The organism is Actinomycetospora cinnamomea, assembly GCF_003096675.1.
GTDB classification, from domain to species: domain Bacteria; phylum Actinomycetota; class Actinomycetes; order Mycobacteriales; family Pseudonocardiaceae; genus Actinomycetospora; species Actinomycetospora cinnamomea.
This window is the reverse complement of record NZ_QEKW01000019.1, coordinates 60,381-74,905: the sequence shown is the minus strand read 5'-3', so window position 1 is coordinate 74,905 and position 14,525 is coordinate 60,381. Positions and strand designations below refer to the sequence as shown.

Genomic DNA, 14,525 nt, shown 5'->3' with positions numbered 1-14,525 from the left:
CCCGACGACGGCTGGCACGACACCGACGACGACACCAACCACGACCTCACCGCGATCACCGAGCGCGCCACCCGCGCCCACGCACGCCGGGCCCACGCACACCGGCCCGCGGCCGCCGTCCAGGCCCCGGCCCCGCTCAGCGACCCCGGCGACCCGCCCTTCTGACCACCGGGCAGAAGCAACCCGCCACGGACCCTCGACCCCTCGGGCGTCGGTCAAGCAGCCGCCGCACCCTGTGCCGGACCGACACGCCCGCCCCGACCGCGTCGGCTCCCGATCACGCACGCGATCGAGGAACACGACGCGGCCGCGGACGCGCGGTGCGCCCTGGGTCAGAGCGCGCAAGGAGGCATTCGACGACACATCCCCCTCCTGCCGCCGACTGGCGGCGCGGAGCGACAGCGATTGGCCTCGCCCCTCGGCGCCGGCACGAAACCCGTGCATGACCTCGTGTGTCCCGCATCGAAACCGCCGCGGAAGCTGCAATCGACAAGAAGGCCGCCTCACACGAAGGCAAGGTGAACGTCGGGCGCGCTGGCCCGCACCCGAAGGGAGCACCCGTCACCACGAGCGGAACAACCCCAAGGACCAGGAACCTGCCCTGGCGACCATCGGGGACCACGCCGATGACAGTCCTCAGCGAGAGGGATCGCAGCTGCTCGGGTCCCGATAGCACCGCAGGACGCGCTGGGCGAACTCGCCCTGGGCCGCAACCGTCGGGTGGTAGCTCTCCTGCCGCCGCTCATCCAACACGTCGCGGACGAGGTGCACCCAGGGGTCGGAGCTGCAGGCGTCGTGGCCGGCGAGGGCGTTCTCGAGATCGACGTACGACGCCCACGGTCCGGCTTCGGCGGCCGCCGACCGGATCTGGGCGTTGAGCGCCGTGGCGAGGGCGTTGAGCCGGGTCATCTCCTTGATCTGCCAACTGATGAACGGCACGCCGGTCGGGCACTGGTCGCCTGGCGCATCCGGGAACAGGCGCGGGTACCCCGTGACGAGGACCCGTGCCCGGGGCGCCCGCTCGTGGACGTCACGCAGCAGCGGGATCAGCGCCTCCCGAACCTCGGGCGCCCGCCGCACCGAGCCCTCGATCTCGTCCACGCAATTCGCGCTCCAGCTCTCCCGGGCGAGCTTCCCCCCGGCGCAGTTCACAGCGAGCGGTGCGAAGCCGATGTCGTTGCCCCCGAGCGTGACGGTCACGAGGGTGGTATCCGGCCCGACCGCGCTGCGCTGGTCGGTCTGCCCGAGCCGGCCGTTCTGGGGGAGCCAGTGGTCGACCGTGCGCGCGCCGCTGCAGGCGATGACGTCGGTCTCCATGCCCAACTTTCGGCCGACCGCTGTGCCGTAGGCGTGCCCGGAGCGGTGGCACCGGTTGTCCGGAGTGTCGGTCCCGTCGACGTAGTCCCCGGTGCCCTCCCCGGACGCGAACGAGTCCCCCAGCGCGGCGTAGCGCCCCGGCGGGTGCGGAGCGGGCTGCGGTTCCGAGGCCGAACGCGCCTGCCGCGCCTGCGTGTCGAGCAGGTCGGCCGTCCGGCCGCCGACGTTCCCGTCGGCCGGGAGGCGGTGACGACCCTGGAAGTCCAGGACGGCGATCCGGGTGGCCGGGCCGAAGACGTCGGTGCCGGGCAGGGCGTAGGACTCTTCGATCGCGTTGAGGTCGTTCTGCAGGCGGACGACGCACGGGTGGCGTTGCCCCTCGAGCAGCAGGGGGCAGCCGAAGTAGCTGCGGGTCTCGTCGTCGGGCGGGAACGCGGCGTGTCCCGCAGCGGCGTTCGCGGTCGTCAGGGGAATCAGCAGGGCGAGCGCGCCGACCGCCAGGGCACGCCCGGTTCTCGTGAGGGCCATCGTGGCCACGTCCTCTCTCCGCAGGATGACGGCGCGGCGGCTCCCGCCTGCCGATCGCGGAGGACGCTAGGAGGACCGGCGGACCCGGACGTATCCCCGAGCTCAGGGGTGGCCCCCCGGCCGTCCGTGGTCCACGAGGACCTGCAGGGTTCATCGCTCTACCGTGTCCCGTGGCCGAAAAGCCGGTCGGGACGTACGGCGGCCACGCCGGACCTTCCGGTGGCCTTCGCCGTCGGTCCCGCCGCGCTCTACGCCTCACAGAGCGCGATCGGTGAGACGGTCACCGGCTCCTTCCTCACCGTCACCCGAGAAGGGAGCCGCATCGCTTCCTCGATGGCCATCGGCCACGACCCGTCAGCCCCCACGCTCACCAGTGACGGTCGTCGCTGTTCGCCGTCGACGGAGAAGAATTCGTCAGCGTCATCCGCGTCGGCTGATGAGACCAGTCGTGCGCAGGACGCGCGGAGTCGGGGACGAATCTCGTTCACGCATCGTGTTCCTGACGGATGAGGCGCCAGGCGCCGAGCCACCGCGGACTGACAGGTCATGCAGCGTGGCTGAGGTCCCCTCCTGCCGCCGACTGAAGCTGCGTGCCGGCAGCGATTGCCATCGCCGTCCCCACGGGGACACCGAGCCCACGACGGAAGGAGAAGCCATGATCACCAGCGCCCGGCTCGCGGACTCCGCCGTGGTCGACGTCCGCGTGGACGGCCGGATCGACGGGGAGGCGATGACCGAGCTGCGCGACGTGCTGCGCCGGACCGCCGACGAGGCCGGTCACGTGGACGTGCTGCTGCACATCGTCGACGTCGGCCTCGTCACGCCGACGGCGGTGTGGGAGGACCTGCGCCTGGCCGGCGAGCTCGACCGGATCCGGAGGATCGCGGTCCTCGTCGAGCCGGGGTGGACGGCGCGGCTGGCACGCGCCGAGGACGCCGTGCTCTCGTCTGTCGAGATCGAGACGTTCCACCCCACCGAGGACGACGAGGCGATGCGCTGGCTCCGCGGCGGTACGGGCGCCCGGGCCACGGCCGACGACCTCGAAGGGCGCATGCGCGGACGCTGACGCTGTCGTCCACCGACGGTGGAGACCCGACGAAACCTCGTCGTCCGAAGCGCACCACCCCGATCGCGTGACCCGCATGAACCGGCGTCGTTGATCGAGTGCGACCTTCCGGCGGCGCGCCCGCGCCGTGGCGACGGAGACCGGGTCGCGGTAGCGGGGGACGACCGATGGCGTCGAGGGCATCGAGCGCGCTGCTGCGGCGTGGGCTGGTCACGGCGATCGCCGCCGTCGGGTTCGCGGCCCTCGGTGTCCCCGCCGCGCTCGGCGACGACACCCACGGCGGCGGCAGCAACGGCGGCAGCAACGGCGGCGTCGAGTACGTCAACATGGGCGACAGCTTCAGCGCGGCCAGCGGGGTCCTGCCGCCCGCGCCGGGAGCGCCGCCGCAGTGCCTGCAGTCGGCCCGCAACTGGGGCCACGTCCTCGCCGACCGGTGGGACTACGAGCTCACCGACGTCTCCTGCGGGGGCGCCGACACCGGCGACTACACCGCGCCGCAGTACCCCGGCGTCCCCCCGCAGGTCGAGGCGCTCTCCGACGAGACCGACGTCGTCACCATGACCATCGGCGGCAACGACAACGGCGTGTTCGCCGAGACGATCCAGGCCTGCGGGACCGCGGCGGCGACGACCGGCGGCACCGGCAACCCCTGCGAACAGCAGAACGGCGACCGCTTCACCGAGACGATCGAGGACGACACCTACCCCTCGCTGGTCGAGGCCCTCGAGACGGTGAAGTCCGCGGCGCCCAACGCCCGGATCGCGATCGCCGGATACCTGCAGATCCTGCCCCCGGAACAGGGCTGCTATCCGATCATGCCGGTGGCCACGGGCGACGTGCCCTACCTCAACGACATCCAGGCCACGCTCAACGACGCCGTGCGCCGCGCCGCCGAGGCCGCCGGCGTCACCTACGTCGACGTCACCGCCGTCTCCCAAGGCCACGACGCCTGCCAGCCGATCGGCACCCGCTGGATCGAGCCCGCCGCCGGCGGCACCAACCCCGTCGTCGTGCACCCCAACGCCCTCGGCGCCCGAGCCATGGCCGACCGCGCCGCCGCACTCGACTGACCCCGACCGCCCTCACCGCGGCCCCGGCGCTGATCCACGACCGCCGATCCCGCGGCGCGGACCCCATCGCTCGCCTGCTCGTGCGCGTCGAGGCGTCCCCGGTATGGCTGTGTGCACCATGTGTGTATGGCTCGGTTCAACGTGTGGGTGCCCGACGACCTGGCTGCTCGAGCCCGGGCTCTGGGGCTGAACGTCTCGGCGCTGACCCAGGCCGCTCTCGAGCGAGAACTCGCCCGTCACGCCACCGACGACTGGCTGGATCGTCTCCCCTCAGTAGCCACGATGGACGAGGCGCGAGGCTCATCCGTCTCACACGCCTCGGCGCTGGCGGCTCTCGACGACGCTCGGGGGGAATTCGGACTCGCTGAACCGGAGACCACTCCGGGGGCCGACCAGGCGGGAGCGTCGACGTGACCGTGCCGGCACAGTCCGGCCCGGGCACGCGCGGTCCCGCGGCGACCGAGACCGTGGTGCTCGATGCTTCCCTCGCGGTGGACCTCCTGGCCGGTACGGAGCTCGCTGCCGCGGCGGCCGCCCGGCTCCGGGGCACCGCCCTGCACGTCCCGGCGCACTTCTTCGCCGACGTCCTCTCCGCTCTCGGTCGACTGCACCGCGACGGCGCCCTCGCCGACGACCAGGTCGCCGCCGCGGTGCAGCAGCTGACCACGATGCCGGTCACCGAGCACCCTCCTCCCGCGCTCCTCGCCGGGAGCTGGCGCCGCCGAGGGCGGCTGCGGTTGCTCGACGCGCTGTACGTCGAGCTCGCCGAACACCTCGACGTCATGGTCCTCACCACCGATCGGGGGCTCGCCCGAGCCGGCAGCGGACGCGTCGAGGCCGTTCCCGCCTCGTGACGGGGCTGCCCGGAGCCACCATCGAATTCCTCCCCGCCGGACCCCTCCACTCATCGCCGCTGGCGGCCGTCGACGAACTCCGCGACGCTGGATCGCCGGCGGGACCTCGGTCTGGACCCGCGCGAGCACGGGTCGGGCGGTGCTCGAGCGCCACCGCGAGCTCCCCGCCCGTCACGCGCCCCGCCACGCGAACGCGCCGTGGTTCGTGGTGAACAGCCGGTCCCGCGCGCACGCCGAGCGGGTACGCGCCGCGGGCCGCCGCGACGTCGCGCCGAGGCCCGTCACCGCCGGATGAGCACCACGAGCCGCTCGCGCGCCTGCTCGAGGCGTCCGGCGGCGCCTTGAAGACCCGCCGCTCGGCCTGCGGGTGCACCTCCAGCCGCCGACGCGGCGCAGCTTCTGCCAGCCCGCTCACCGACGGTGAGACGATGTGCCCGTGAGGACACCGCACGAGGGGCTGGCCCGGCTCGAGGTCGCCGCTGGATCCGGCGACCTCGACGCCCTCGCCGCACGCCACGGTATTCGTGGCTTGACTGTCTTCGGCAGCACGCGCTCGTCGCCACCGTGTGGCTCTTCGAGAGCAAGCCCGGGGCGCTGGCGACCGCCATGGCCGCGGCGATCGGCGAACGCATCGACACCGACCCCTCCCGACGCCTCGACCTCGAACTCCTCGCCGAATGAACCCACGACCGCTGGACTGACGCGCGGTCCGTCCCAAGCTCCACAAGATCGAGGACCTCGCCGCGACCCTAAAGACGATCGGCCCCGTCGACCAGGCGACCCTTCGGGCCGAGGCGACGACCTCGCTGGCCGTCGAGCGGATCCTCACGCTGTTCGTCGAACTCGCCTTCGCCGTCAACTCCCATGTCTCCGTGGCTCGGCTGGGCGAGGCTCCGGTCACGTACGCGGAGTCTTCGACTTCGTCGCCGGAGCGGGCGCGCTGGAGAGGAAGCAGGCCGACGCGATGGAGCCCGCCGCAGGGATGCGCAACGTCCTCGTGCACGCCTACCTCGACGTCGATCACGACATCGTCGCCGCGGCGATACCGCTCGCCCTCGAACACAACCGGCTCTACGTCGGCCAGGTGGCGCGATGGTTCCGGGAGGATCTGCCGAATAGCGCTTCGCGGTCGCGGGCGGTGGCGACGTCAGCCGCGCTGCTCTCCCTCGGACCGGGGCTGAACGGGGTCCTCAGCCCGCGCCGGGTGCGCCACCGCAGTGCCTGCAGTCGGCCCGCAACTGGGGCCACCTGCTGGCCGAGCGCTGGGGCTACGAGCTCACCGACGTCTCCTGCTGGGGCGCCGACACGCGGCACTACAACGAGCCTCGGTGAAGCGGTCGCCGTTCTGCTCCTCGCAGAGGTCGCCGGTGCCGCGGTCGTCGCCGCCGCGGTCCCCCAGGCCCGGATCGGGTCGGCGAACACGCCGCCGTCGTTGCCGCCGATGGTCATGGTGACGACGTCGGTCGACTCCGAGAGCGCCTCGGCCTGCGGCGAGACGGTCAAGGCCGCGGCGCCCAACACCCGGATCGCGACCGCCGGATACCTGCAGATCCTGCCCCAGAACGGGGCTGCTACCCGATCATGCCTGTGGCCACTCGCGACGTGCCCTACCTCAACGACATCCAGGCCACACTCAACGACGCCGTCCGCCGCGCCGCCGAGGCCACCGACGTCACCTACATCGACGTCGCCACCGCCTCCCACGGCCACGACGCCTGCCAACCGGTCGGCACCCGCTGGATCGAGCCCACCACCGGCGGCACCAACCCCGTCGTCGTGCACCCCAACGCCCCCGGCGCGCAGGCCATGGCCGACCGGGCCGCGGCCGAGCTCGGCAGCACTCAGCTGACCGAAGCGTCCGCGCGGCCCTGACAGCAGCAGGTGGTGGCACCCCGAGCGCGTCGCTACTGTCAGCCCCGGCTCGCCCGAGGCCCGGCGCGCGCCGAGCATCCCGCCGATCAGCAGGTCGACGTAGCCGTCCGCGAGGGTGTCGAGCGCGAGCGGGCCGTCGCCGCGGTACCAGCCGGCGATGCCGTTGAGTGTGTCGAGCAGCGCGAAGGCCGCCAGCCGGGCGTCGGGCACCGTGAACTCCCCCGACCGCGCTCTCGCGGCGATCACGTCCCGCACGCGGCGGTGGTACTAGGCGGTGGTCCTCGACGACCGCGCGGTGCTCGGGGGGGCCAGCGCGGCGAGCTCGTGCAGGTCCAACCAGGTACTCGACGCGGCGGGCGGCGAGGGCGTCACCTGCCCGGCTTCCCCAACCTCTTCCTGCTCAGCGGCCCGAACACCGCGCTCGGCCACGGCGGCTCACAGTTCACGATCATCGAACTGCAGATGCGCTACGTCGCCGCGCTCGTGACGGCGATGGTCGAGCGGGACCTCGCCGTCCTCGAGGTCCGCGAGGACGTGTCCGAGACCTACCGCCGGGAGGTCGACGCCGCCCACGAGCAGATGATCTGACCCCATCCCGGGACGGACAACTGGTAACGCAACGACGCCGGACGCCGCGCCGGCCCCTGACCCGCGACAACCGCCGTGAGGTCGGTGGCCACGGTGACGAAGCCGTCGGCGTCGGCGCCGAGCACATGCGACCACTGGTGCTCGTCGACCCCTCTTCCCCCGGACCCCGTCCAACCGCGCCGGACCGGCAGAGAGCAGCAACTCCTGCGTGGCGGCGACCGCGATGCTGTTCACGGTGTCCCAGCTGCGGCCCAGCTCGCGGGCGACCGCGGCCACGGTGGCCTTCTCGATCGCCAGGCGTCGCATGACGAACTGCGCGCAGCGCCGCGTGGTCGACCAGCCGGGGCGGGCCAGCCGGCTGCTGTCGTGGGCGAACACCTCGCGCGGGTAGCCGTCGTGGTCACAGCGATAGCGCGGTAGCCGGACCCGCAGCTCGAGCGGGTGCCCGACGACCGGCATGTCAGCCGCGCGGCGCTCGACGGTATCGCGGTAGGTCCCAGCCAGACCTCAGCCCGGGCAGCGCCCGGGCCCGTCGACAATCAGATCGGCGAAGACCACCGTGGTCTCACCGGCCAGCGCGGCATCGGTGATCCGCACCCCGAGGTTTCGAACTGGCAGTTGACACCGCGCCCGTCTATAAGTTTGGTCCCCGACACTCGAGGCTGGTGTTGCGCCACCCAAGAGACAACCTGCGCAGGCGGCCCCGGAATCGAGCCCTACGATTGCCGCGGTCACTGTATCCGCTGCAGGTCGGTCATCGCGGCCGCGACCTTGGCGGAGCTCAGACGGACCAGCATCACCGACCACAGAGCGACCCCGGCCAACTTCGCTCCATCCTCGAGAAGGAACGATCCCGCCACAACCACCAAGTCGACGACTCCGGACAAGACCCACATCAACAGGGCACCACCGATAAGCAGGGCACTCTCGGCAAGTTGCACCCGGAAACGTAAAATGAAGACGATTGCGGCGACAAAGTAGGCTCCTAGAACGGCCACCTCCGGTATCCCAATTTCCGGAAACACGCCCTCGTGCAGGAGAAACAGATCGTCAGCGGACATAACCGCAGTTAGGAGCCCGCCCGTCAATAGCATCCGGGCACCATCGCGCCCGGACCGTCGGAGGACCACGGCGGCGAACACTGCGATGGCCGCGGACGCGAACCATGCCGAACCGACCAGTTGTGAGAGTGAGCCCGTCCACGGCGGTCCACCGAGCACCGCGGACACATCGCGACTCAGATCTTCGAAGCGAGCACCGACGAGCGCGGCAAGTCCGCTGGCACCTGCGATCACGGCCACCGTGCACACTATTGTGCTCGCGGCAACCAAGGCGGTCGATCGGAGCCGATCCCGCGAGCTGTCCCTATCCCCCATGCGACGTCACAGTACGCCGAGATGGACAGCGACTGCAGCAGGGGTGCCGGACGACCGTCGGCTGGCTAAGGTGATCATAAGCGTGGAGGGCTGGCGAGGACACGATCTTTACTCGCAGCCGGTCGCTACTGTCACCACCGGCGCCCCATCGGGACGGCCGGCTCAAAGCCCTACCTCCCCGAACACATCCGGACGGCATGATCAAACAGCACGCCTCGCTCCCACTTCCAAATGTGCCCAAGTCAATCTAGTCGCCTTGACCCCTTCTGCCGGTAACGGCGCTGAGGGTCGACCGCACTCTCCGGCGAATGATCCGAGTTGGACCGCGACCCGGGCGCGGCTTGAGCCTGACGACGCTCTCACCGTAAATCGCCTGTCGCTCGAATGGTTGCCCATGGAGAGCTGCCCAATTCTCGACCAAAGACCCATATCGGCTTGCATCACCCCAAGTTGCATACATCTTCTGGGGCGTCAACGCGAACGGTCGCAACCCGGCCCCGACGGCCGACCAGGCGGCAGCCGAAACCCCCGGCGTGTGCATCGACCTGTAGTCATCCAACACCAAGACCCCGTCGTCCATCAGCGACGTGTGCGCATTCTTAATGTCTACTACCACTTGCTTGAACAAGTGCGACGCGTCAACGTGTACGAATCGTTGAGACCCAGGCGTTACGTGACAAGGGAGCAGATCTGACCGACCCTGGACTACTTCGGGCAACCGGCGGTGGACTCGTCGATAATAACGCTCGAACGATTGTCGGTTCAACGACCGGTATTCATTGGCATTCTCGAGCGCATTCGCTGGGTCATCAGCGTCTGAACCGAACAGGTCGATCACGAGAAACCGTTCACCCTGCCGGCAATGAGCGCCAATTACGACCGCCGACTGGCCCATATACGCGCCAAGTTCGGTCAAGTCGCCTCGATCTTGACTGCCCAAGATCAGATTGAACAAATCTTGATCGAGTCCCGGAAGCCAGCCCGGGATCTTGTTCACTTCGCGACGCGTAGGAATTCTGTGCTCAGACACGATGGACCTTCCAATGCTCCAAACTCACCCTCACGAGACCTACTCCCTCCGATGCGGCGAAGGCCTTCTGCTGTTGCCCGACAGGGGAAACTCACTTCGCCTGTAATTCAATGTTCGTGCGTCAACAGAGGAACCACTCGAGTTGGCAGCTGTCTGACCAACGTACGATCCGTATGCACCGTACGATCTCTCGTCACGGCCAACCGCTCCGATGACGACCGACCCCAGAATTTTGGCCGACACTGCCTCGAGCGCCTCCACCGATCGCGCGACCTGTGGCACGGTAACGAAATCAACACGAGCAACAAGAAGCGCGCCATCACAGGCCGCAGCAAGTACGGCACCGTCAACAACGGGGAGCAGCGGAGGCGAGTCAACAATGACATACTCATACCTTGTCCTCAAGTCCCCTAGAAGCTGAGCCATTTGGCCAGAAGCACATATCTCGCTCGGGTTCGGTGGCACTGGCCCACAAACAAGGACGTCGACGCTACTACGCGCTCGCTGCAGAGCATCGTCGAGATTAGCTCGCCCCGAAAGCACACTTGTAATACCGACTGCGCTCTCGACGTTCAGGTAAGCGCCCAACTTTGGACGGCGCAAGTCACCCTCGACAACGACCACGCGCGAACCCGCCTGCGCGAGCGTCAACGCCAAGCCTGCAGCTACAGACGTCTTGCCTTCTCCCGGAATCGAACTCGTAATAACGATAGCCTTGCTCTTGGCGTCAAGATCTACGTAGCGGAGATTCGCTCGAAGGCGCTTATACGCCTCCGTCACTCTGTTCCCTGCGTCAGCGACATCGGCGAAACCGTCTGCCCTGTCACTCGTTTGAGATCGCATTGGAATCGCAGACAGGTTCGGCAAACCAAAGATGTCCCGCAGCTTCTCCTGTCCCTTTAACCGCACGTCATAGCGATCCCGCATCAGCGCTGCTGACACCCCAATGATGAGACCGACAAGCACGCCCAATCCGAGATTGATGTACGTCCTCGGTGACACAGGGGCCGAGGGAACACTTGCGGGCTCCACTAGCCGCGCCACCACAGGCGCTTGCCGGTTGGCCTCCGCTGGACGCTCCAACTCCGCGATCAAGCTCACGACGCTTTGCCCGATCGCATTCGCTCCCGCCGCCGCCGCCTCTGGCGACCGGTCCCGGTAAGAGATACTTAGTAGGACCGTGTCCGCCTCCGAAGCGGTCTCCACCTTGCTGGCTAGACCGCTAGCGGTCACCCGAAGCCGGAGCGTATCGATTACTTCCTGCATCACGCGGTTGCTCGTGACAAGCTGCTCGTAAGACTTCACACGTTGCTCGGACAGAAGGTTACCTTGGTAAGCGCTAGAAGCATCTCCGCTTCCCTGACCGGAGGAAACGTAGAGCACAACTCTGGACGAGTACTCCCGAGGTTGTAGAAACGTCAGAGTAGCGGTCAGTGCGAACGAGACAAGCAGGCACAGACCTACCAGAGTAGCTCTCTCCCGCACGACACGAACTATGGCCGAGAGAGTCACGGCGCCTCCTCAGACGCTATACAGTCGCGCGACGAACCGTTCGATCCGCCGTAGATATCGAGCAATCTGTCTACTACTGCCTCGATTGAATAGATAGACTTGACCACCCTTCGAGCTTCGCGCTTCAGGCTCATGCGCAATTCGTGGTCTTCGAGGATTCGCCCAACGCTCCGCACTATCGATGGAAGGTTCGGGTCCGCCACTAGCGCTGCCTGATGTTTCTCCAAAGTCTCGGCAATGCCGCATGATCTCGTAAGGACGCATGCCAGCCCGGCTTGCATTGCTTCCAGCAAACTCATCGGGAACGGCTCGTCGACACTCGGCAACACGTAAACGGACGCGCGCGAGAGGCGCCGCTCAACCTCGGCGTACCCCAAGCTGCCCTCGTACGTTACTATGTCCTGCAGAAGCTTTTGTTCAATGGCTTCCTTCACACGGCTCAACTGCCCATCGTCTGGTCCTACAATCGTCCACTTCCAGGTGGGGAACCGATGGTGCAGCTCGGCCGCCGTCTCGACGAATTGAACCGGCCGTTTCCTCTCTTGCAACCGCGCCAAGAAGAGGACCTCATGATCTCGCTGCTCCTCGGCGTGCTCGAACGATCCTTGGAGACCGTTCGATATGCTCATCGTGCATATCGACGGTTCGAGGCGTTGAAGGCCGGCTCGCTCCTCGTTGGTTAGGGTCAAGACCACGTGACTCCGGACAATCAGCCTGGTTGTCAACACAGAATCAAATACTCGAACCCCTATACGGCCGCTTGGCTGGATCATCCCGTGAGTCTGTACGATAATTCGAGCGCGCGGTAGAAAACGAGACGCTGCCATCGCGCTCATCGACACGAGGTCTCTACTTGCATGCACGTGAAGCACGTCAACGACCGAGCGGTTCCTTAGTAGCCAGAGGATCAGCTCGAGGGAGATCAAACCTGTAAAGCGGAGCCCAGGGACACGCAGTCCCCGAAAAGCACGCACCGATTCGCGGGCGAAGGAACGAGCGGCCGAAGAATGGCCAAGTCGCATCGTAATTATCTCGGCCTCATGGCCTCGGGCTCTCAGCTCCCGAACCTGGTTCAAGGCAACTCGGAAGGGACCACCGAAGCTTCCGTCATCCGAGAGTAGCGGTACAATATGAATGATTCTCATGCCACACCAGGCCCAACCCGCGCTTGCTCCCGGCTGATGTCGACGAGCTGCTCTAGCCATAGCGACGTGGACCTTCCCCACGTGAGGTCCCGCGCCAACCACTCCCTTCCCTTCCGCGCATAGGTGGAGATATCGCACTCAAGAGACAGGACCGCGGCCAATTCAGCTTCGGTGTCAAAGATGAACGCTGCATCGTGCGCCTTCAGCGTCGGCGCGATAGCACAAGCTGAAGACACAGCAACCGGAGCACCTACGCTCAGCGCTTCGACAATCGTTCGGCCGAAGGCTTCCCATCTCGCAGGGTGCACGATTACCCTTGCCCCACCGATAAATTCGTCCCTCTCCGAGACATCCCTGAAAGGCCCCTCCAACTGCACCCACTCCGTCAGGCCCATTTCGAGGATCATCTCGCGAAGGCGCACCCCATCTCCAAGATGGTCTGGCCCACGAAGTCGAAGCCTTGGACGTACCGATGGATCCAACGACGTCAGGGCATTCAGTAGCAAGTCAAGGCCCTTATGGTGAATGTCAATTCTCCCGAACCAGCCAACGTATCCGCCACTGCCTGACCACACCGCCGATGGTTCAGCTTCGTATGCAGTGGCGCTTACAATCATGCGCGCTCCTGGCGCAATGCGTGAAACATCATCCTTCTCGGATTCAAAGAAGATATGAACGGCCATAGCGTTCTCGAGGATCCATTTCTCAATCTTCGCGCGAACTCGCCTCAAACGCTGTAACTGAACAATCTGATTGTGGTAGACGCCGTGCGGGATTACAACATATGGCACGCCACGTAAGCGTGCGGCGAAGCTCGCTAGAAGGTTGCTTGCAGTCCAGCCCTCATGAAGGAGCAGAAGATCTCCAGAGCGAAGGAACGTGAGAAGCCCCCAAGGCAGGTATGTGTTGCGGGACGCCCCGGTGTGGGCGACTGACCTACCGCTCACACCGCTATCGCCCAAATCACTTCGATAACTCCCGGGTCCTGCGTCGAGGAGCCAGGTTTCTATACCGAACTCCGAGAGGGAACGGACCCACTCAAGACGGCTCTGATTTACGCCACCAGTTGAGAAGGAGTGTTGGCGAGCGTAATAGGAAAGAATCCTCAGAAACAGCCGCTGCTTCACTCGCTGACACTCCCATTCTCCTCTAGAGTACCTCGAAGAATCTCGGACCAGGCCTTAGGAGTCCACCATTGGACTACCCTCATCCGCTCCTCAGCCGTTCCTGGTATGCCAGAAGATTCAAGTTTTGACATTATCGAAGCAAGCTCGGGCGCGTTATCGACCTCGAAAACCCTACCTATCCGTTCTGAGCTGATTCGGTGTCGAATCTCGGATATCCCTGACGAGGCAAGAACGTACGCACCGCTAGCGAGAGCCTCATCTACTACAAGCGCATACGTTTCAGCTTCGCTCGGTACAACAAGTACATCGATCCTTGCCAATGCGACGCCGACAGCATCGGGCTGAAGGAAGCCTGCGAACGTAACTCGGTCAGCTACTCCCAGCTCCGAAGCGTACTCTTCTAGCTCCGCACGTTCAGGCCCATCACCAATGATTCGTAGGCTGCTGAACGCGGCGCCAGACGAGAAGGCTCGCAAGAGCGTCTCAAGGCCCTTGCCAGGGATCAGCCGGCCGACATACGCGAAAGCCTTTGCTCCGCTATTTGTCGCATTCGATCTATCGTGAACACGGCCTACGAGCTTCTGGTCCACGACATGTGGAAGGCGATATGTTCGCTCGGGCTTCCCGCCATTCCTAACGATATATCTGTCTGCGTCCGGGCCCGGAGAGAAGAAGCCGGTCGCACGCGCGAAGAGGGCTCGACGAACAAGGTTCTTGACGCGCCTTCCGCGACGTCCCGGCTTGTGCCGTTCAGTTGTTGCCTCGCACCATAGATAGACGGGTACCTTTCGCAGGAATAGTACGATGAGACCGACCACGAACGTGTAGTCCTCGTACAACGCAACCACCGCGGCCGGCCGGCGTCCGAGGACATACGACGGTAGGGTTAGGGTGAACCGTCCCACTCGAAGAGTCCGGTTCACGCGAACTCGGTGGTTAAACCCGTTCCTGCTAGCCCAGCCATAGCTCTCCATCTTGGTGCGATTCAGCCACACCTCGAAGCGGTCCTCGCCTAATTCTTCGGCGAGTGCCGACCAGCG

At 66.3% G+C, this 14,525-nt stretch carries 14 protein-coding genes and 2 pseudogenes; 8 read left to right on the top strand and 8 right to left on the bottom strand.

Annotated features, from left to right (window positions below):
* Positions 1 to 636: 636 nt before the first annotated feature.
* A complete protein-coding gene (locus C8D89_RS24600; protein ID WP_133252056.1) occupies positions 637 to 1,845 on the bottom strand; it encodes a GDSL-type esterase/lipase family protein in 1,209 nt (402 codons plus the stop codon).
* Between the two features lie 655 nt (positions 1,846 to 2,500).
* Here C8D89_RS24600 and C8D89_RS29525 point away from each other — a divergent pair.
* The 6 genes and pseudogenes from C8D89_RS29525 (at position 2,501) to C8D89_RS24570 (ending at position 6,707) form a co-directional block, all read left to right on the top strand.
* The gene (locus C8D89_RS29525; protein ID WP_165825924.1) at positions 2,501 to 2,911 is read left to right on the top strand and encodes a SpoIIAA family protein; all 411 of its coding nucleotides are present in this window, start codon (positions 2,501 to 2,503) and stop codon (positions 2,909 to 2,911) included.
* Positions 2,912 to 3,078: 167 nt separating this feature from the next.
* Complete coding sequence (locus C8D89_RS24590) at positions 3,079 to 3,981, top strand: SGNH/GDSL hydrolase family protein (RefSeq protein ID WP_116710770.1); 903 nt, start codon at positions 3,079 to 3,081, stop codon at positions 3,979 to 3,981.
* 126 nt (positions 3,982 to 4,107) lie between these two features.
* Positions 4,108 to 4,395, top strand: a complete 288-nt coding sequence (locus C8D89_RS24585) for a type II toxin-antitoxin system CcdA family antitoxin (RefSeq protein ID WP_116710780.1) — start codon at positions 4,108 to 4,110, stop codon at positions 4,393 to 4,395.
* A complete protein-coding gene (locus C8D89_RS24580) occupies positions 4,392 to 4,835 on the top strand; it encodes a type II toxin-antitoxin system VapC family toxin (protein WP_243418351.1) in 444 nt (147 codons plus the stop codon). The genes C8D89_RS24585 and C8D89_RS24580 overlap by 4 nt, the downstream gene beginning before the upstream one ends.
* Before the next feature lie 697 nt (positions 4,836 to 5,532).
* Positions 5,533 to 5,868 (top strand): annotated as a pseudogene (locus tag C8D89_RS31235) (HepT-like ribonuclease domain-containing protein); the annotation flags it as partial.
* 548 nt (positions 5,869 to 6,416) lie between these two features.
* Complete coding sequence (locus C8D89_RS24570; RefSeq protein ID WP_243418352.1) at positions 6,417 to 6,707, top strand: GDSL-type esterase/lipase family protein; 291 nt, start codon at positions 6,417 to 6,419, stop codon at positions 6,705 to 6,707.
* 90 nt (positions 6,708 to 6,797) lie between these two features.
* On the opposite strand, the pseudogene C8D89_RS30880 reads toward C8D89_RS24570, so the two are convergent.
* Positions 6,798 to 6,962 (bottom strand): annotated as a pseudogene (locus tag C8D89_RS30880) (TetR-type transcription factor C-terminal domain-containing protein); the annotation flags it as partial.
* 69 nt (positions 6,963 to 7,031) lie between these two features.
* Between C8D89_RS30880 and C8D89_RS30545 the strand changes: the two are divergent.
* Entirely contained in the window at positions 7,032 to 7,295 is a 264-nt protein-coding gene (locus tag C8D89_RS30545) for a hypothetical protein (RefSeq protein ID WP_243418350.1), read from the top strand.
* A 208-nt stretch (positions 7,296 to 7,503) separates the two neighbouring features.
* Positions 7,504 to 7,686, top strand: coding sequence for a hypothetical protein (locus tag C8D89_RS30540; protein ID WP_243418349.1), 183 nt, complete (start codon positions 7,504 to 7,506; stop codon positions 7,684 to 7,686).
* Positions 7,687 to 8,026: 340 nt separating this feature from the next.
* Here C8D89_RS30540 and C8D89_RS24560 read toward each other — a convergent pair whose 3' ends face one another.
* The 6 genes from C8D89_RS24560 to C8D89_RS24535 all read right to left on the bottom strand — a co-directional run bounded on the left by C8D89_RS24560 (position 8,027) and on the right by C8D89_RS24535 (position 14,324).
* A complete protein-coding gene (locus tag C8D89_RS24560) occupies positions 8,027 to 8,596 on the bottom strand; it encodes a hypothetical protein (RefSeq protein ID WP_133252054.1) in 570 nt (189 codons plus the stop codon).
* 322 nt (positions 8,597 to 8,918) lie between these two features.
* Positions 8,919 to 9,668, bottom strand: a complete 750-nt coding sequence (locus C8D89_RS31230; RefSeq protein ID WP_116710767.1) for a class I SAM-dependent methyltransferase — start codon at positions 9,666 to 9,668, stop codon at positions 8,919 to 8,921.
* Between the two features lie 72 nt (positions 9,669 to 9,740).
* Positions 9,741 to 11,186 carry a tyrosine-protein kinase domain-containing protein gene (locus tag C8D89_RS31225; RefSeq protein WP_423717262.1) on the bottom strand — a complete coding sequence of 482 codons (1,446 nt, stop codon included), beginning with the start codon at positions 11,184 to 11,186 and terminating at the stop codon, positions 9,741 to 9,743.
* Between the two features lie 23 nt (positions 11,187 to 11,209).
* Positions 11,210 to 12,358 carry a glycosyltransferase gene (locus C8D89_RS24545; RefSeq protein ID WP_165825923.1) on the bottom strand — a complete coding sequence of 383 codons (1,149 nt, stop codon included), beginning with the start codon at positions 12,356 to 12,358 and terminating at the stop codon, positions 11,210 to 11,212.
* Positions 12,355 to 13,485 carry a glycosyltransferase family 4 protein gene (locus C8D89_RS28835; protein WP_133252053.1) on the bottom strand — a complete coding sequence of 377 codons (1,131 nt, stop codon included), beginning with the start codon at positions 13,483 to 13,485 and terminating at the stop codon, positions 12,355 to 12,357. The genes C8D89_RS24545 and C8D89_RS28835 overlap by 4 nt, the downstream gene beginning before the upstream one ends.
* Positions 13,482 to 14,324: a glycosyltransferase gene (locus tag C8D89_RS24535; RefSeq protein ID WP_165825922.1), complete on the bottom strand. Its 843-nt coding sequence runs from the start codon at positions 14,322 to 14,324 to the stop codon at positions 13,482 to 13,484. Before C8D89_RS24535 ends, C8D89_RS28835 begins: the two co-directional genes overlap by 4 nt.
* Between the last annotated feature and the right edge of the window lie 201 nt (positions 14,325 to 14,525).